Origin of the sequence: Paenibacillus sp. PAMC 26794 (assembly GCF_000316035.1) — a bacterium.
Taxonomy (GTDB): domain Bacteria; phylum Bacillota; class Bacilli; order Paenibacillales; family Paenibacillaceae; genus Paenibacillus.
The window spans coordinates 414,595-433,221 of sequence record NZ_ANHX01000011.1; the positions used below are offsets into that span (position 1 = coordinate 414,595).

The window sequence follows — 18,627 nt, forward strand, 5'->3', positions numbered from 1 at the left end:
CTTATCGCGTAGAGTTAAGGAGGCTTGAAAGAATGGGCAATCAAGCAACACATGTGCTTGCTGCCGATTACGGCGCTGGGAGTGGACGCGTAGTCCGGGGTTCTTTTGATGGAAACAGACTCTCGTTACAAGAAGTGCATCGTTTCAACAACGAACCCGTGCAACTGGGGGACGAATTGTATTGGGATTTCTTGCGACTTTTTCATGAATTAAAACAAGGCATTGTGAAAGGGACGCAAGGCGTCTCTCCATCGGTCCGTTCTATAGCTGTGGATACGTGGGGAGTGGACTATGGACTGGTGGATGGTGCGGGAAGGTTGTGCTCGAACCCGCGGCACTATCGGGAAGCACGCAATGCACAGTGGATGGAAGAAGTACTGCACATGGTGAAAGAAGAAGAACTGTATGCCATGTCCGGCGTTTTGCCGCAGCAGATTAATACAGTATTCCAGCTACTAGGCAGTGTACGAGAGCAGGCCGAAGGTTTGCGTCCGGATGTGCGCATGTTATTTATGCCGGATTTATTTCACTATTATCTATCTGGTCAGCTGGCTTGTGAGTATACGATTGCAAGTACCAGTGGGCTGTTGCATGCAGGCGAGGCGCGTTGGAATGAACACCTGATCGGGCGTCTCGGTATACCGGAAACATTATTTCCAAAACTCGTTCAACCGGGTACCGTGCTGGGCAATTTAACGAATGAGTTGTGCGCCGAGTTACGGACTGGACCGATGCAGGTAGTCTCTGTGGGCTCACATGATACTGCATCTGCCTTGGCAGCGATTCCCGCGATGGATTCGGACTTCGCTTTTATCAGCTGTGGAACTTGGTCTCTTATGGGTGTGGAGCGTGATACACCTGTATTGGATAACAGAAGTCGTGCATTGGGATTCACCAATGAAGGGACCGTGAATGGCAAAGTACGTACCCTGAAAAATCGTTCAGGCTTGTGGCTGCTACAGGAATGCAAACGGCAATGGGAGCGGGAGAATCAACCTTTTACACATGAAGAACTGATTCAACTGGCTACCTTGGTAGCGCCGCATCAAAGTTATGTATCGCCGGGAGATGGCATGTATTTGGCGCCAGGAAATATGGCTGAACGAATACGGCAACAATGCAGTCTCACCGGACAGACTGTACCCGAAACGACTGGAGCGATTGTACGCTGCATTCTGGAAAGTCTAGCACTGGAATTCAGACAGACGCTGGATGAACTGCAGTTGATTACAGGTACAAGACCTCGTGTCATTCATATGGTTGGTGGTGGTGTACACAATCGATTATTATGCCAGTTTACAGCCAATGCAGCCGGTGTCCCGGTGGTGGCAGGACCGGCAGAGGCGACTTCAGCCGGGAATTGCATGCTGCAATTCCTTGCACATGGAGAAGTGAGTAGCTTGGCCGAGGTCCGGGAGGTCATGGCTGCTTCCTTTTCCCCCGAGACCTATGAGCCTGAGGATACGGAGCTGTGGCAGGAAGCTTATGAATACTACCAAAGTCTGAATCAAATCAAAAGGTAATGAACAGATTCAATGCAATGAGCATTGACGCAAAATGCTAAAAAGAAAAGTATGAGGAGTGGTGAGCAACATGTCTGAACAGCAAGTAAGGGAAGAGTTGACGAAGTATGCACGGAGAGCAGTTGCCCAAGGGTTGGTGGTAGGACCCGGTGGGAATCTGAGCGCTCGCTCTGGGGGAACGATGTTATTGTCTCCGAGCGGTTATGCACTTGAAGACCTGGAACCGGACGAGTGGATCGCTATTGATATCGAGACAGGGGCGACTAGCGCCGGATCGACTCGTCCGTCTTCCGAAGTATTGATGCATCTGTATAGCTATCGTGTGAATCCTGATATCCAAGCCATTGTGCATACGCATCCGGCATATACGATCGCACTCAGTCTCGTTTTCGATGAATTGCCACACTTGTTCCCTGATCAGTCGGCATTGGTGGGCGATATCGGATTCGTTCCATATGTTCTGCCAACGACGAAACAACTTGCCGATGCAGTCACAGCAAAGGTAAAAGAACATACGGCACTCATTCTCGTCAATCACGGATTGGTCACAACGGGTAAAAACCTCCGCGAAGCCTATTATCGCACCCAGGTGGTGGAAGAAAGCGCGAAGGTATATATGATCGCAAAGGCAGCCGGGGAACCCAAAGTGCTTACTGCCGAAGAATATAAGGAAATCCAATCCCTTGAAAGTGAAGCCTACCGTGTACAGTTGCTGCAACAACTCAAGTCCTGAAAAGATTGCTACGTTAAGGGCAGATTGCATCCTCCAGATAAACGCTGGAATAAAGGATGTGAAATGCTCTTTTTAATTTTAATTTTGAATTTAAAAGGCGCAGAGTATAGCTGAGGGAATAATTCGCACTATTTTGATGAGAATTGTTGAAATTGTGATGTCTGCAAGGTATACTAACGTTAATCATCAATGAGTAACAACTACGAAGAAGATTAAAAAAACAATTAAGTATCTAAGAGGGGTGAAATCAGTGGGTCCTGAGTTAAACGAAATGGAGTTGGAATACGAACTGCTGAAGCAGCTTCGAGACGCTAACGCTCCCATCGGGGCCAGTACGTTGGTTCATACTTTGGGCAAAACGTATGGTCTGAGTCAGGCAACCATCGGAAGAAGGCTTATGGAGATGGATGTTGAAGGTTTTACAGTTCTGGAAGGTCGCAAGGGAAGGACGTTGACCGACCAGGGTCTGGATCGAATGAAGACGTTGGAAAGAGATTTGCAGCAACAAAGCGTGAACTCACAGTTAATTCAGATGCTGAACCATTCCGGGGAAAAGGCTCTGCTAGATGTTCTTGTTGCCAGAAGGACACTTGAGCGGGAGATCGCTTCCCTGGCAGCACAACGCGCCTCGAAAGAATACATAGTTCTGTTGCAAGCATCGATTGCGAACCAGCATGAATTGCTTTCCAAGAATATTATACCATACGAGGAGGACCGGGAGTTTCACAGATTGCTGGCTTATGCCGCGCAAAACCAAATTCTTCTGCATGCGGTTGAACTGGTGTGGGAGACAAGCCGCGATTTTCTGGAGACCGCGTATATTCGTAAGAGAGTAGGAAGTGAATTAGTTGTGGATCATCAGCACATTCTGGATGCTATTGTAGCGGGCTCTCCGGAGCAGGCTGAAGCGGCAATGGTGAATCATATCAACCAAATGATCGATGATGTCAAACGTTATTTCGCCATGCAAAACCAATAACATACCTTGGAATAAGACCCGGATATAAAGGAGTTGAGCTTGTGGACACAATCTACCGTTTAGGCATAGATATCGGAGGTACTTTCACGGATGCGCTGGTGATGGACCATCAGGGCAAGGTGATTGCGGCGCTGAAGACGCCATCGATTGCAGCAGCTCCCGAACAAGCGATTTTTAACGCACTGGATCAGCTCAAGGCGAGTGGCGTGAATATTCAAGAGATTGATCTTTTTGTGCATGGAACAACGCTTGGCGTCAATACGTTGATTGAGCGAAATGGCGGAGTTACAGGTCTGCTGGTCACTAAAGGATTCCGTGACATTCTTGAAATCCGCCGGTTGCGACTTGAGGATACAACCAATCTGTATGGTGACAAGACCGATGCGCTGGTACCGAGACATCGCGTTAAGGAAGTCGATGAACGGGTCATTGCGAGTGGGGGAATACTCCAGCCACTGAATCAGGAACAACTGCTGCAAGCGGTGGATGAACTGGTGCAGGGTGGCGTTACCGCTTTGGCGATCAGTTTTTTACATGCTTATGTGAATCCTGCTCATGAGCAGCTTGCGGAAGATCTGATCAGGGAACGTTATCCGCAGCTGTTCATCTGCCGAAGCAGCGCCATCTGGCCACAACAGCGTGAGTTCGAAAGAACACTCGCAACGGCCATGAATGCTTATGTAGGTGAACGAATGGGCTCTTACTTCCTGCGTCTGCAAGAAGGGATTCAGGCGTACGGCCTCAAAGCCAACTTGCTGTCGACCATGTCCAACGGTGGAATTATGACGGCTGCCAGAGCGGCTAATGAGCCGGTACGCACGCTCCTCTCCGGACCTGCTTCCGGTGTAATCGCCGCGACCCATATCGCTGAACGAGCTGGCATTCATCAGGTCATCACATTTGACATGGGGGGGACAAGCGTTGATGTTGCCCTTATTGACAAAGAACCGGCCTATTCATCCGAGAACAAGGTTGGAGATTTTCCTGTCATCATTCCTGCTGTTGATGTAACGGCTATAGGAGCAGGTGGTGGTTCAATTGCCTGGCTTGATTCCGTAGGCGTACTTAAGGTGGGACCGCGCAGCGCGGGTGCCAATCCCGGTCCGGCATGTTATCAGCGCGGTGGAGAAGAGCCGACAACCACCGATGCCTATCTACAGCTCGGTATCCTGCACGCTGACCGTTTCCTTGGCGGACAAATGCGTCTGTATCCCGAACTTGCAGAGCGTACTCTGGGCAATCTGGGAGAGAAGCTTGGACTGAATGCCGAACAGACTGCGCAAGCCATTCTCGATGTGGCAACCGCCAATATGTATGCCCAGTTTTCTCCCCTCATGGCTCGCAAGGGTGTTGATCCCCGCGATTTTACGTTGCTCGCATATGGTGGAGCTGGCCCGATGCATGCTTTTCTGATGGCACGCGAGGTAGGTATCGGCAGAGTGCTGGTCCCACCATCTCCGGGGACACTGTGTGCCATGGGCTGCACGGTCGCGAATCTCCGCAATGATTTCGTTCATACGTTACACAAAAGCACCCAGACTCTGGAGTCTGGTGAATTAAGCTCTCTTTTCACTGAATTGGAAAACCAGGGACGTAGCTGGGTCGATGAAGAAGCCCGTGGTGGTGTCAAGCTGGACAATATTTATTGCCTATACATTGCGGATATGCGATATGAGGGACAGGCCTTTGATCTTGAGGTCACGCTGACATTGGAAGAAATTGAAGATCCCAAGAAGGCAGGGATTAAATTCCATACTTCTTACCAAAACGTGTTTGGCATTAGTCAGCCAGAGGCAGAGGTGATGTTTGTAAGTCTCAGAGCGACCATTGTTGGTGTTTTGCCTACCCATAACACGGTAGCTCCGGTAAATTTGCCATTCGATGAGAGTGCAGCGGAAGAAAGGATTATTACCTTTGACCATGTACAGCAGACAGCCAAGGTACTGAAAAGGGGACAGATTCCATCGGTGGATGCTCCCATCCCTGGGCCTATTATTGTGGAGGAATATAATACAACGATCTTTATCCCGCCTGGATATAAGGTATACCGGGATGTGCACGGGAACGTGATTGGGGAGGTGGAAGCATGATCGGCGACAAGGTCTTTCTTGAGATTTTCAACAACCGGATTCAGGCCGCCGTGGAAGAAATGGCGAATGTCGTTTTGCGGACAGGATTCACCGCTTTTGTCAAAGAAACAGGCGATTTTGGAACCTACCTCTTATCTCCTTCCGGGGAAACGTTCGGGTCGCCGCTGGAGACGGGGTACAATCTGTCCCTGGGCATCCCTGCTGCTGCGACCATTAACAGCATAGAAGACTGGAAAGAAGGGGATCTCGTCATATGTAATGATCCTTATTCCACCAAAGGCATGGTCACACACCTTCCAGACATTCATCTCATCAAGCCTTATTTTCATGAAGGACGAATCATCGCTTACGGCATGTGCTTTGTTCATTCTTCCGATGTAGGCGGCAAGGTACCAGGGAGCGTATCTCCCAGCGCCTACGATATTCATATGGAAGGCATTCGCATTGCACCAGTCAAGCTGTACGAAGCCGGTATTCTGAACGAGCAGATCCTGCGCATGTTTCTGGACAACAGTCGAATTCCGGAGCAAAATCTCGGTGATCTCAAAGCGCTTATGGCTGCATTGAATCGGGGAGAGCAGCGGCTTGAGGAACTCATTGCACGTTATGGCATGGAAAAAATCCAGCAGGGCATAGAACATTTGCTGGAATATGCCGAGCTGAAGGCACGTGCTATCGTGCAGGATATCCCGGACGGTTCCTATGACTTCTGGGACTACCTGGAGAAAGGCCCAGGAGGATATCCTATCCGGTTGCGCTGCAGAATGACGATTGCAGGCAGTAACATTCATCTGGACTTTAGTGGCACCGATCCTCAGGTCAGGGCTTCATTCAACATTCCTACACACAACCAACAGGGGCATTACATGCTGGTGCCCGCACTTATTCGTTATTTCCGTACGCTCGATCCGACGATTCCGTGGAATTCGGGCATGATTCGTATGGTGCGAAATTACGCGCCGCCTGCTTCCGTACTCAACCCGGAGCCGATGGCAGCTGTTGGGGCACGCGCCGCGACCTTTATTCGGCTGATGGACGTTATCACGGGTGCTTTGGGGAAAGCTCAGGGCAGTATGGTTCCCGCGGCAGGAGCTGGACAGGCCTGCATCGTCATGATGGCGATGACAGATGCATCCGATGGTAAGAAGAAGGTTGGTGTAATTCAGCCGATCTGCGGAGGTTCGGGAGCTAGGCCGATGAAAGACGGGATTGATGGCATGGATTTTGCGGTCGGTCATCTTCGGAATATACCTGCGGAAACGGTGGAATCCGAGATGCCTGTGTTGATCGAGCATTATGGTCTTCGTGCTGACTCGGCGGGTGCAGGAACCTTCCGTGGCGGAAGCGGAATTGACTTGTGCGTCAGAATTCTAACACCGGATACCGTAATGACGGCCAGAAACATGGAGCGTATGGAGTTCCAGCCCTGGGGCAGGCTCGGTGGCGGCGTAGGTTCACATGGAGAAGCGATTCTTAATGCTGGACGTGCAAGTGAGGATCATCTGGGAAGAATTGATGAGTTGCTACTTCAACCTGGAGAAACAGTTACGTTTCTGTCGCAAGGCGGAGGCGGATATGGAGATCCATATGAGCGTGATTCTCGTCTGGTTCTGGAAGATGTAAGAAGTGGGCTGGTATCCCCGGAGAAAGCCCTTGAGTTATACGGTGTTGTGATTGACGACCTGAAGCTGAACGAGAGCGATACCGAACAAATGCGAGTCAAGCGACCACGGCAGCAGGAGGAATTCGCGTATGGCAAGGCGCGGGAGCAATTTGAAGACATATGGAGCGATGAGATGCAGGTAACGCTGAATCAGGCCTTGCTGAATGCTCCGCTTGCACTGAGAGACTACCTGAAGCGTCAGACCATGGGCGTTGTAGAGGAGAAGTATAAGGATTCCCTATCTGTAGATCCACGGGAGATATCGGGCATTATGGAAGGGTTACGCCAGCAAATAGGGTTGCATTGATCATGTGTATGGAGACTATTTAATTCTGTCTTATCGATAAAACCAACTACATGGATGGGGGAATTTGCATGTTTAAATCCAACAAAAAACGCTTTCTCAGGCTCGCCTCTCTGACACTGGCCGGTACATTGGTGCTTTCCGCCTGCGGTGGAGCAGGCAGCTCAAGTAATACTGCCGGAAAGACCGATTCTTCAGGAGCAAGCGGAGACAAAGTTAAGCTGACGATGTTTATCTGGGCTGGTTCCAATCAAGACATCGTTCCGAAAGAAGTGGTCGCCGAGTATGTGAAAGAACATCCGAACGTTGAAGTCACCTTTGAGGAATCCTCCAATTCGGTAATGTACCCAAAGATGGTCGCTGGCAAGCAGGCTGATGCCAACAATCCGATTGTTAACTTCGGTTACTTCAATGCAGATGCAACGGCAAAAGGCTTGAATGATGACATGTGGGAGCCACTTGATACCAGCATCGTTACTAATATCAAGGATATTCCGGAGTCCTTCCACAAGCCAGACAATAAAGGTGTGGTCTGGGGCGTTTCAAGCTTCGCCCTGGTGTATAACAAAGACCTGGTGAAAACGCCGCCTACCAGCTGGAACGATCTATGGGACAACGAGGAGTTCAAAGGAAAAACTGCGCTCTGGGACTACATGTTCTATTCCTATATCTCCCCACTTATTGCTACCAAAGGTCAAGAGATTGGCGCATCCTATGAAAATCCCGAGCCAGCCTTCCAGTTCTGGGCAGATCGCAGTGACCAGATTGGCACATTGGTCTCATCCAATGATCAGTTGAAGGCCCTGCTGGAGTCAGGTGATGCTCTTATTGCCCCATTTAGTGCACAGGTTGCACAGACATGGATTGATGGCGGTTCTCCACTTGCCGTAGCGTATCCGAACGAAGGTGCCATCTCCTTCCCGTACACACTTCAGGTAGTGAAGGGCTCAACACCTGAGCAAGCACGTGTTGCAAATGAAATTATTAACGAGTTGTTGAGCGCCGAGGCGCTGTCACAATATGCAGAAGCAACGGGTACGCCGGTAACCAGTACGACAGCTGCAGTTCCGGACAAGTACAAGGATGATCCTTCCTTCTCCGTGGAAACGCAAAGTAATGGTATTAATCCAGACTGGGATTTGCTTGCACAGAACAGCTCTTCCTGGAAGGAACTATGGGACCGACTCGTGAAAACAAAACTTCAATAAAAGGGGTGTTGCCAGGTACACAACAATTCCGGGTTCTGTTATGAACCTGGAATGGATGGGAGGGAATCAGAGATGAGCAGCGGACAAGAGACCATATCCATTGAAACAAGGCAAGTCACGAAGACTTATGGTGAGCGAGCCGCCGTTGATCAAGTAACATTCCAAGTGAAAAAGGGAGAATTCGTTTCCTTACTTGGTCCGAGTGGCTGTGGCAAAACAACACTGCTGCGCATGCTTGGCGGACTTGAGCAGCCGGATCAGGGCACCATTATGCTGGGAGGCCGGGATGTTACCGGCATTCCGGCCTATGGACGCAATAGCAATATGATTTTTCAGCAGCTTGCGCTGTTCCCTCATATGGACGTATTCAACAACATTGCCTATGGGCTAAAGGTGAAGAAGTTACCAAAAGCCGATATCCAACGGCAGGTAGCTGAAATGCTTGATCTGGTCCAGCTCGGAGACTATGGCAGGCGTGCTGTATCCGAGCTGTCCGGGGGTCAGGCTCAACGCGTCGCCATTGCTCGCGCACTGATCAACAGACCCGAAGTGCTGCTGCTTGACGAACCTCTCTCTGCATTGGATATGCAGCTGCGTCTAGATATGCAGCGCGAACTGAAACGTATTCAGCGTGAGTTCGGCGGAACGTTTATCTTTGTAACGCATGATCAGAGCGAAGCCATGAATATGTCTGACCGAATTGGCGTCATGCGCGCTGGAAAGCTGTTGCAATACGCAACCCCTGATGAAATCTATGAAAGACCAGCCGATAGCTTCGTGGCCAAGTTCATTGGAGATACCAATCTCTTTGAGACGGAAGTGTTAGGACATGATGTGAATGGAACTCGGGTAGAATGCTTTGGCAAGCCATTACTAGTGAAAGTCAATGATGGCAATGCCGTACCGAAGGCGGGAGCACGACATTCCTTATCGATCCGCAATGAGTATATTCGACTTGGTGAAGATGCAACTCATTGCCTGAACAAGCTGGATGGCCAAGTGATTGAAGCGGTGTATGGCGGAGCAAATATTCGATACAGCGTGCAGATTGCTGAGGGTTTTCTGGTTCAGGCCAGTGTGCTGCATCAGCGGGGAGCCTCACGTTATAGTCCAGGTGAGCTGATACAAATTGGCTTTGACCCGGAGGACGCACTCTTGTTAACCGAACCCATTGATGACCGTGTACAGGGGGAAAGAATATGAACCGGATCGCGGAACGGATCGTGAATCTGTATTCCTTTGGAAACCGCACATGGGTAACCCGATTGCTGCTTCTGTTGCCTGCGCTTACTCTGATGGGCATTGTGTATCTGGGTGGGTTGCTGATCTTTGGCAGATATAGCTTTGATATGTATGAGAATGGAAAGCTTATTCGTGGGTGGGATTTAGGAGCTTATCGTGCGTTTCTGTCCGACCCTTATTATTGGAAGCTGATTGGCACGACGTTTCGCATTGCCTTCAAGGTTACGATATGGAGTCTTCTGCTTGCATATCCACTGGCCTATTGCATTGCTGGTATAAAGAAGCCTGGCATGAAGCAATTGTTGTTGCTGCTCACGTTTCTCCCGCTACTGGTCAGTGCGGTTGTGCGTTCTTACGGATGGCAGCTGTTGCTGTCCAAACAGGGCTTTATGAACTGGCTATTCATCCGGCTGGGGCTTACCGAGGAAGGCTTCAGCATGATTTACAACGAAACAGGTGTTGTTGTGGCCCTTGTCCATATTTTCCTGCCATTTATGGTCTTTCCTATCCTGAATGTGTTGTCCCAAAGTGACGCTTCCCTAAAGGCAGCTGCTCAGGATTTGGGGGCGGGCAGCTGGCGAACGTTCCTGACCATTACCCTGCCTTTATCGGCAAGAGGCATTGCAAGCGGGGTGCAGATTGTGTTCACGCTATGTCTCACCGCATTCACCACACCTCAGCTGATCGGCGGGGGAAGAGTCATGACACTTCCGGTGTTTATATATCAGCGAACCTTGGACACCAACTGGCCGATGGCTGCGGTTGCCAGCCTGTTTTTACTTGTGTCTTCCATTTTCGTCTCGTTACTTGTTAATAAAGGAGCAGAAACGTTGATGTTCCGTCGTTCCCGTAAGGGAGGTCAGGCGTATGGTTAAGTCGAACAGGGGCACCAAGCTGTTACTCTACATATTTGTGGGCGCCGTAGCCATTTATTTGCTGCTGCCACTGCTGATGATTATGTTGTCATCTGTAGGCTCAGGTTCAGCCAGCAAATTTCCCCCGGAAGGTCTCACCTTGAAATGGTATGCCAATCTGAGTGAGCAGACCCAGTTTCTCGATGCATTCAAGAACAGCCTTATTGCTTCTACAGGGGCGGTTCTGCTGGCTTTGATTACAGGTACGCTTGCTGCGCTAGCGATCGTGCAATACCCTTTCCCGGGCTCTGGTATTTTAGGGGCATTTTTTGGTTCTCCGATGGTTATGCCAAAAATTACGCTGGGTATCGCATACCTGATTTTATTCTCGAAAATGCATATTGCAGGCGGACTGTTTGCACTTATTTTGGGTGAAGCGGTCATTGTTCTTCCATTTGTGCTCACTATTGTGGGCAGTGCGTTAGCCAATCTGCACCCGGCTCATCGGGAAGCTGCTTCGGACCTTGGTGCAGGGCCGATGCGTATTTTTTTCACGATTACACTTCCACAGCTCCGTCTATCCCTGCTTCTGTCAGGGTCAATCGCTTTTGTCTTTACTTTTGATCAGGTCGAGGCTGCACTGCTGCTGCTCCGTCAGGACAGCTACACGTTGCCGATACAGCTATTCCTGTATATGGAGAAATGGCAGGACCCAACGATTGCCGTGGTGTCTGTTGTTCTGATCGCTTTTGCGCTCGCTCTGTTTATGACGATTAAGTTAGTTTTGCGCTCTGTACCAGGACTTGAAAGTTTGTTTGGTCGCAGGAAAACAAAAGGAGGTCTGGATCAAAATGAATAATTCACAGCATCTATCCCATAGCACCGGTCTGAATCAGGATCGGGCTGAAGAAGTGATGAAAGCGCAGGGGCTAAGCGCCCTGATTGCAAGTACTCCAGAGAACATTCACTATGTCATCGGGTCCCAGCTGCGTGCAAGCAACTGGACCATGCAGATTTATGCGGTTTTGCCTGCCGACAGATCTGCTAAGCCGTGTATCGTCATTCCAACGAATCGGTTGGGCGTTGTGGCCCAGTTCGGTATCACGGGTGTGGACATATTTGCCTACAGTGATTTTTTTGTGGAAGGTTCAATTGAAGGCAAACCTTCCACTGACGACATTGATCTCTTCTATTCTCTCCTGCAAACGACGGTTATTCATCCAGGTCCTGTTGAAGCACTCAAGGCAGCATTAAAACAGCTTGAGATCGAAGATCAGCCGATTGGCATCGATGAGATGCGGATTGCTCCCGATATTCTGGCTAGAATCAGGGAGGAGCTTCCTGAAAGACCGGTGATTTCCGCATATAAGCTGTTCCGACAAATTCGCTTGGTCAAGACACCTTTTGAAATCGAGCAACTGCGCCAGGCTGCTCAATTAAATGAACGGATTGAGCAGGAACTGATTGACCTGATTGCCGCAGGTGTTCATGAGAAGCAACTTGCCGATCATTATCGTCTGGCTGTGATGAGAGCAGGTGGAACTCCAGCAATGACAGCGGTAGGGGCAGGGCCACGCAGTGCGTTACCACTCATCGAAAATTATTTTCATACGATTGAAGTTGGAGATCAGGTTCGTTTCGACCTCTGCCTACAGCTGGAAGGATACTGGGGAGATACGGGCCGCACGGTTGTTACAGGTGAGCCTACCGCTTGGATGAAAAAGCATTTTGATGCAGTCAAAAGTGGATGGGAGACGGCACTTGAAACCGTGCGCCCTGGCGTCAAGGCGTCGGAAGTATTCCATGCGGCAGTGTCTCGCGTACAGCGTGAGGGGATTCCGCATTACCGACGTCAGCATGTCGGACATGCCATCGGGTTGGAACTGTATGACGATATAACCCTCTCCCCGGGTGACCAGCGCATACTGGAGCCCGGTATGGTGCTATGTGTTGAGGTACCATATTACGAGCTCGGTGCTGGCGGATTCCAAATCGAGGATACAATTGTCGTAACGCCAGATGGTTATGAGTTTCTAACCCATATGGAGCGGAAACTGTTCACCAAATAACAATAAATGGAATGCTTCACTGACCGGCGATCAGGCCACAGTCGATCCAAGAAGCTTTCTTACCGAGAAAGTTGGAACATCCATGATTCAGCAGGGAACTAAGACGTTTCGTAACATTAGCCTTGCACTGTTCGCCGGAGGTTTTGTCACTTTTGCTTTGCTCTACAGCCTCCAGCCCCTGATGCCTGAGATTAGCAATGCATTCTCCATTACGCCGGCACACGCCAGTCTTACGCTATCGGTAACAACGATCGCCATGGCACTGACGATGCTGTTCATCGGCTCCTTGTCTGATTCGGTGGGACGACGCTTTATTATGACAGCGGCACTGGTGATATCTTCTGTTATTGCTTTGCTGAGTGCGTTCAGCCCGGGATATACCGAGCTTCTTCTGCTTCGTATTCTCCAGGGGGTGGCACTCGCAGGGTTGCCAGCGATAGCCATGACATATCTGTCAGAAGAAATTGAACCTAGAAGTCTTGGTTATGCTATGGGCCTATATATCAGTGGCAATTCGATAGGTGGCATGGCCGGCCGTTTCTTCAGCGGTGTGGTGACAGATTGGTTCAGTTGGCGCGCTGCTGTGGGTTTCATTGGTATTCTTGGACTGTGTGCAGCCGTTATTTTTTGGCTTGTCATCCCGCCATCCCGTCATTTTGTCAAAGCTGCACCCGGATTCAAAAATCCAATACCTCTTTTGTGGTCACAATGTCGCAACCCAAGGCTGCTGTGCCTGTATGGACTCGGTTTTCTCCTGATGGGGGGCTTCGTGACCCTGTTCAACTATATTGGTTTTGAATTAACGGGTGAGCCCTATCATCTAAGCCAGTCCATTGTTGGAAGTCTTTTTGTAGTGTATCTGATGGGCACAGTCAGCAGTACCTGGATGGGCAGGCTAGCAGATCGGTACGGCAGATCACATGTGCTTGGAATCGCGCTGGGAATTATTCTAGCTGGTGCAGTCTGTACCGTTCATCCAGCGCTTTGGGTCAAAATTATCGGACTCGCCCTGTTTGCCTTTGGTTTCTTTGGCGGCCATTCGATTGCCAGCAGTTGGGTTGGACTCGTTGCCAATCAGCACAAATCCCAGGCCAATGCGTTGTATTTATTTTTCTACTACCTTGGTTCAAGCATAAGTGGAACAGGGGGCGGATTGCTTTACAGCCATCTGGGATGGATAGGCATTGTAGGTATGATCGGTGTGTATGTTTTGATCGGTTTTGTCTTGTGTAATTTGCTTGTCCATAGGTTGAAGGGACAGGCTACATAAATCAACTTTTTCCGACAGGTATTGCATCTCCTGAAATACCGAGTATAATACTTGGTAAATAGACGAAAAGGGGATGCAATAAACGATGAAAACACATGCTGAATTGAACTCACTTCTTGTTGACGATTATCTGGATCTCCTGAACATTGCGAAACAGCTAGGTGATGACGAATGGAAAGATGCTATTCTGCAAGCATTGAAGGAAGAAGTTGATGCGAATCATCATCTGGATTCAAAAGAGGTAAGACAGGATTTATGGAGCCAATTTGAAGGCATTAATGAACAGATGCATGATCTGTTAATGCAACTGAAGCATGCCGACAGTCCTGAGGAGAAAGAGCAGATTATTGAGATGATCTGGGGATTGAAAGTGGACCGTCATGCAATTACACGTAAACTTGAAACCATGAGCCGTGCCAGCGCTGGACATCAATAAGCTCTAAGGTTGATTATACATTGAAAACCCGCGTGTTTCCTGGGATTATCCCCTGGGACGCATGCGGGTTTTGTTTTTGCTTTGAGTGTTTACTACACTTTAAGTGAGTGTTCAAAAGCGGACTTTTTGAACTACTTCTCTTAAAACTGTTTTGCGAAAGTACGTGCTTGCTCTATAGCTTGTTGCTTGATTTCATCCGCACGATCTTTATATTGATTGTGCCCCTCAACAAAAATGCCATCAAGCTTCGGCACACCGAGGAATGACATGATAATGCTTAAGTAACGATGACCGGATTCCATCTGTGCCGCTGGGCCTTCGGAATAAATGCCACCGCGAGCCTGAATATGCAACGCTTTTTTGTCAGACAACAGTCCAACAGGACCTTGTTCGGTATAACGAAATGTTTTGCCAGCTACGCAGATCGAGTCCACATAAGCCTTCAGAATAGGAGGGAACGAGAAGTTCCACATCGGGGTTACAAAAACATATTTATCTGCTGAGGCAAATTGATCCGACAGTTCATTCAAACGGCTTACTTTGGTCTGCTCTTCGGTAGTCAGATCACTACCCGATTGCAGTTTGCCCCAACCACTGAAGATATCCGCATCGATATGCGGAATATCCGAACGATACAGATCGAGGTGAACAACCTCATCAGATGGGTGACTTTCACGATAAGCATCAATAAATGCTTTGCCTGTAGCCATGCTGAAGGAGGTTTCATGATCATGAGGATGGGCAGTAATATACAATAAGGTAGACATGTAGTTCTTCCTCTCTGTGCGATTAATGGGGTGAAGCGATATTGGCAATGATGAAGCGACCGCAGTAGTATGCAGCGTTTCCCCCGTTTTATACGTCAGAAAGGGATATGAATGGATTGATCATGATACTGAATTGGATGTTATATGGTGACCAGATACTCAATCCATGTATAATAAACAGGACGAGTATTTATTTTCTAAAGACAATAGGATGAGTGAGATGAGCGCACATGGGAATGGACCTGGAGAAGCAACGATTAAGCATTGAAGCAGCGAAATTGTATTATCAGTCTGATTATAGCCAGCAGGATATTGCCGCAAGGTTGGGCGTGTCGCGTCCAACCGTATCAAGATTACTTCAGTACGCCAAAGATCGCGGATACGTCCGGATTGAAATTATGGACCCGCTGGAGGATATCGATATCATTGCTGGAGAACTCAAGTCGAAATATGATCTGGATACGGCACTTGTGTGTTTTGCCCCGTTGAAGAGTGATGAAGAAATACAGAAGCATATCAGCAAACGAGCAGCGGATTATCTTCAAGAGACGGTTCAGGATGCAGATATTATCGGGGTGACTTGGGGAACAACCATGCATGCTGTAGCACGCCAACTTCGTCCCAAGCAGGTTAAAGGTGTCGAAGTCGTGCAATTGAAGGGGGGCGTAAGCCACTCCCATGTCAATACGTATGCCGCTGAGATTGTTCATTTGTTCGCTGAGGCATTCCATACGGTACCAAGGTATCTGCCGCTGCCTGTTATTTTCGACAACATTGAAGTGAAAAAAATGGTGGAAGCGGATCGACATATCGGCAGAATCGTGGAACTTGGCAGACAGGCCAACATTGCTTTGTTTACCGTGGGTACTGTGAAAGAAGATGCATTATTGTTCAGGCTCGGTTATTTCAATGAAGAAGAGCAACAATTACTGATGAACTCCGGTGCAGGTGACATTTGTTCACGCTTTTTCGACGCGGAAGGTCAGTTGATCAGTGAAGAGATTAACAGCAGAACCGTTGGAATTGATCTAGCCGAGTTGAGAAATAAGGAAAAATCAATCCTTGTTGCCGGGGGACAACGCAAAATTGAAGCGATTCACGCCGCGCTCAAAGGTCATTACGCAAATATTCTGGTCACGGACCAGTACACAGCGCAGGCATTACTTCGATTCTAATTTCAAATGGATATGGATGACAACATCTGCCACGCAAAAAAGGCGGATGTTTTGCTTTTTTAGGCAGAAAATATAACGAAGAAGAAATGTAAGTGTAACTGTGAACAAAAGTTCAAGTTGATTTTTACATATGTTCATGTTAGTGTAAGGGTATAGAAAATAACTAGTTCAGATAAGGGAGAGATTCAATTGACTACACCACAATTAGCTAAAATGATCGACCATACGTTGCTTCGTGCGGACGCAACGCAAAGTGAAATGGCCAAGTTAACCGAAGAAGCGAAGCAATACCAGTTTGCTTCCGTATGTGTTAATCCAGGCTGGGTTGCTTATGCTGCTGAGCAGTTGCAGGGTACTGGCGTAGATATCTGCACCGTTATTGGTTTCCCTCTGGGAGCATCTACATCGGAGACAAAGGCTTTCGAAACGAAAGATGCGATTGCTAAAGGTGCAACTGAAGTCGATATGGTCATCAACATCAGTGCTTTGAAAGATGGCAAAGATGATTACGTTGAACAAGATATTCGTGTTGTCGTTGAAGCGGCTGCGAGTAAAGCTTTGGTGAAAGTTATTATTGAAGCTTGTCTGTTGACGGATGAAGAGAAAGTACGTGCTTGTCAGGCAGCTGTGCGAGCTGGAGCTGATTTTGTTAAAACCTCTACAGGTTTCTCCACAGGTGGAGCAACGCCAGAAGATATCGCTTTGATGCGTCGTACTGTAGGTCCTGATGTTGGCGTTAAAGCTTCCGGTGGCGTACGTAGCCTGGAAGATATGCAAAAAATGATCGAAGCGGGTGCGACTCGTATCGGTGCAAGCTCTGGCGTGAAAATTATGCAGGGTGGTCAGTCTACATCTTCTTATTAAGCAAAAGCATTTTCTTATCAAGAAAAGCTTAATAAATAAAAGTAATGTTATATTCTCTGTACTTGGGCGTTCGGCTCAGGTACAGGGAATACAACTTACACTTATATTTTATATAACGGAACTTATTGTAAGCGCTTCATAAATTTTCTGAAAGATTACTGATAAGAATGCTTAAGAACCCTTTGAGCTGAATTTTCACATCCGGCTTAACTACCTTCAAAGGAGAGATCAAATGAAATTTCTAATTGCCCTTCTTGGTTTACTCGTTGTTTTTGGACTGGCTTATATCGCAAGCAACGGTAAAAAGAAGATTCGATACCGGCCGCTGGCCGTAATGGTTGTTTTACAGGTGATCCTGGCGTATGCCTTGCTGAATACAGGGGTCGGGACATGGCTGATTGGCGGCTTCGCCACCGTATTTAAAAGTTTGCTTGATTATGCAAATGAAGGAATTGCATTTGTATTTGGTGATTTGACTACCGTAGGTGCAGATACCGTAGGGACACCGTTCTTTCTCAGTGTATTGATGCCAATCGTTGTCATCTCTGCACTCATTGGGATATTGCAGTATATCCGAATCTTACCTTTTGTTATAAAATATATTGGTCTGGTATTAAGCAAAATCAACGGAATGGGCAAACTGGAATCATATAACGCGGTTGCTTCGGCTGTATTGGGGCAATCTGAAGTGTTCATTTCTGTGAAAAAACAAATTGGGTTGTTGCCAAAACATCGGCTGTACACCTTGTGTGCTTCGGCGATGTCCACGGTATCGATGTCGATTGTCGGTGCCTATATGTCCATGATTGATCCGAAATATGTGGTTACGGCACTAGTGCTGAACCTGTTTGGCGGTTTTATCATTGCTTCCATTGTGAATCCTTATGAGGTTACAGAGGAAGAAGATATATTGGAAGTACAGGAAGAGGAGAAACAGTCCTTCTTCGAAATGCTCGGCGAATACATCCTGGATGGATTCAAAGTTGCCATCATCGTAGCTGCGATGTTAATCGGTTTTGTTGCCCTGATTGCACTTGTTAACGGAATTTTCAGCGCGGTGCTTGGCATTTCGTTCCAGGAGCTGCTTGGTTATGTGTTTGCACCATTAGCCTTTATTATGGGTGTTCCTTGGAAAGAAGCGATTCAGGCGGGAAGTATTATGGCAACCAAAATGGTATCCAACGAATTCGTTGCCATGCTTGCTCTAGCGAAGGAGACCTTATTGTCTTCCAGAACAACAGGGATCGTATCCGTCTTCCTCGTATCGTTCGCTAACTTCTCCTCCATTGGTATTATTGCCGGTGCGGTGAAGGGACTTCATGAGAAACAAGGTAATGTGGTAGCCCGCTTCGGTCTGAAACTGCTTTACGGTGCATCGCTTGTCAGTGTATTGTCAGCGATCATCGCCGGACTGTTCTTGTAAACCGGATTATTGGAAGGAGTGCTTAGG

At 48.3% G+C, this 18,627-nt stretch carries 16 protein-coding genes; 15 read left to right on the forward strand and 1 reads right to left on the reverse strand.

Annotation, left to right across the window (positions count from 1 at the left end; genetic code table 11):
- The first annotated feature begins 32 nt into the window (after positions 1 to 32).
- The 12 genes from D829_RS0107135 (at position 33) to D829_RS0107190 (ending at position 14,371) form a co-directional block, all read left to right on the forward strand.
- The gene (locus tag D829_RS0107135; protein WP_017688176.1) at positions 33 to 1,523 is read left to right on the forward strand and encodes a rhamnulokinase family protein; all 1,491 of its coding nucleotides are present in this window, start codon (positions 33 to 35) and stop codon (positions 1,521 to 1,523) included.
- A 70-nt stretch (positions 1,524 to 1,593) separates the two neighbouring features.
- A complete protein-coding gene (locus D829_RS0107140; protein ID WP_017688177.1) occupies positions 1,594 to 2,256 on the forward strand; it encodes a class II aldolase/adducin family protein in 663 nt (220 codons plus the stop codon).
- Positions 2,257 to 2,506: 250 nt separating this feature from the next.
- Entirely contained in the window at positions 2,507 to 3,235 is a 729-nt protein-coding gene (locus D829_RS0107145) for an FCD domain-containing protein (RefSeq protein ID WP_017688178.1), read from the forward strand.
- 41 nt (positions 3,236 to 3,276) lie between these two features.
- Positions 3,277 to 5,325, forward strand: a complete 2,049-nt coding sequence (locus D829_RS0107150; protein WP_017688179.1) for a hydantoinase/oxoprolinase family protein — start codon at positions 3,277 to 3,279, stop codon at positions 5,323 to 5,325.
- On the forward strand, positions 5,322 to 7,295 hold the full coding sequence (locus tag D829_RS0107155; protein WP_017688180.1) for a hydantoinase B/oxoprolinase family protein: 1,974 nt from the start codon (positions 5,322 to 5,324) through the stop codon (positions 7,293 to 7,295). The genes D829_RS0107150 and D829_RS0107155 overlap by 4 nt, the downstream gene beginning before the upstream one ends.
- A 68-nt stretch (positions 7,296 to 7,363) precedes the next feature.
- Positions 7,364 to 8,500, forward strand: a complete 1,137-nt coding sequence (locus D829_RS0107160; protein ID WP_017688181.1) for an extracellular solute-binding protein — start codon at positions 7,364 to 7,366, stop codon at positions 8,498 to 8,500.
- A 72-nt stretch (positions 8,501 to 8,572) separates the two neighbouring features.
- Positions 8,573 to 9,703 carry an ABC transporter ATP-binding protein gene (locus D829_RS0107165; protein ID WP_017688182.1) on the forward strand — a complete coding sequence of 377 codons (1,131 nt, stop codon included), beginning with the start codon at positions 8,573 to 8,575 and terminating at the stop codon, positions 9,701 to 9,703.
- On the forward strand, positions 9,700 to 10,617 hold the full coding sequence (locus D829_RS0107170) for an ABC transporter permease (RefSeq protein WP_017688183.1): 918 nt from the start codon (positions 9,700 to 9,702) through the stop codon (positions 10,615 to 10,617). Before D829_RS0107165 ends, D829_RS0107170 begins: the two co-directional genes overlap by 4 nt.
- The gene (locus tag D829_RS0107175) at positions 10,610 to 11,455 is read left to right on the forward strand and encodes an ABC transporter permease subunit (protein WP_017688184.1); all 846 of its coding nucleotides are present in this window, start codon (positions 10,610 to 10,612) and stop codon (positions 11,453 to 11,455) included. Before D829_RS0107170 ends, D829_RS0107175 begins: the two co-directional genes overlap by 8 nt.
- Positions 11,448 to 12,665 (forward strand): Xaa-Pro peptidase family protein, encoded by a 1,218-nt coding sequence (locus D829_RS0107180; RefSeq protein ID WP_017688185.1) that lies wholly within the window; start codon positions 11,448 to 11,450, stop codon positions 12,663 to 12,665. The genes D829_RS0107175 and D829_RS0107180 overlap by 8 nt, the downstream gene beginning before the upstream one ends.
- An 82-nt stretch (positions 12,666 to 12,747) precedes the next feature.
- A complete protein-coding gene (locus D829_RS0107185) occupies positions 12,748 to 13,935 on the forward strand; it encodes an MFS transporter (RefSeq protein ID WP_017688186.1) in 1,188 nt (395 codons plus the stop codon).
- 85 nt (positions 13,936 to 14,020) lie between these two features.
- A complete protein-coding gene (locus D829_RS0107190; protein WP_017688187.1) occupies positions 14,021 to 14,371 on the forward strand; it encodes a hypothetical protein in 351 nt (116 codons plus the stop codon).
- 140 nt (positions 14,372 to 14,511) lie between these two features.
- Here D829_RS0107190 and D829_RS0107195 read toward each other — a convergent pair whose 3' ends face one another.
- Entirely contained in the window at positions 14,512 to 15,138 is a 627-nt protein-coding gene (locus tag D829_RS0107195) for an FMN-dependent NADH-azoreductase (protein ID WP_017688188.1), read from the reverse strand.
- Positions 15,139 to 15,374: 236 nt separating this feature from the next.
- Here D829_RS0107195 and D829_RS0107200 point away from each other — a divergent pair, with 236 nt between their 5' ends.
- The 3 genes from D829_RS0107200 to D829_RS0107210 all read left to right on the forward strand — a co-directional run bounded on the left by D829_RS0107200 (position 15,375) and on the right by D829_RS0107210 (position 18,600).
- Positions 15,375 to 16,313 carry a sugar-binding transcriptional regulator gene (locus tag D829_RS0107200; protein WP_026081051.1) on the forward strand — a complete coding sequence of 313 codons (939 nt, stop codon included), beginning with the start codon at positions 15,375 to 15,377 and terminating at the stop codon, positions 16,311 to 16,313.
- Between the two features lie 213 nt (positions 16,314 to 16,526).
- A complete protein-coding gene (deoC, locus tag D829_RS0107205) occupies positions 16,527 to 17,177 on the forward strand; it encodes a deoxyribose-phosphate aldolase (RefSeq protein ID WP_017688190.1) in 651 nt (216 codons plus the stop codon).
- A gap of 232 nt (positions 17,178 to 17,409) precedes the next feature.
- Positions 17,410 to 18,600 (forward strand): NupC/NupG family nucleoside CNT transporter, encoded by a 1,191-nt coding sequence (locus tag D829_RS0107210; RefSeq protein ID WP_017688191.1) that lies wholly within the window; start codon positions 17,410 to 17,412, stop codon positions 18,598 to 18,600.
- Positions 18,601 to 18,627 lie beyond the last annotated feature (27 nt).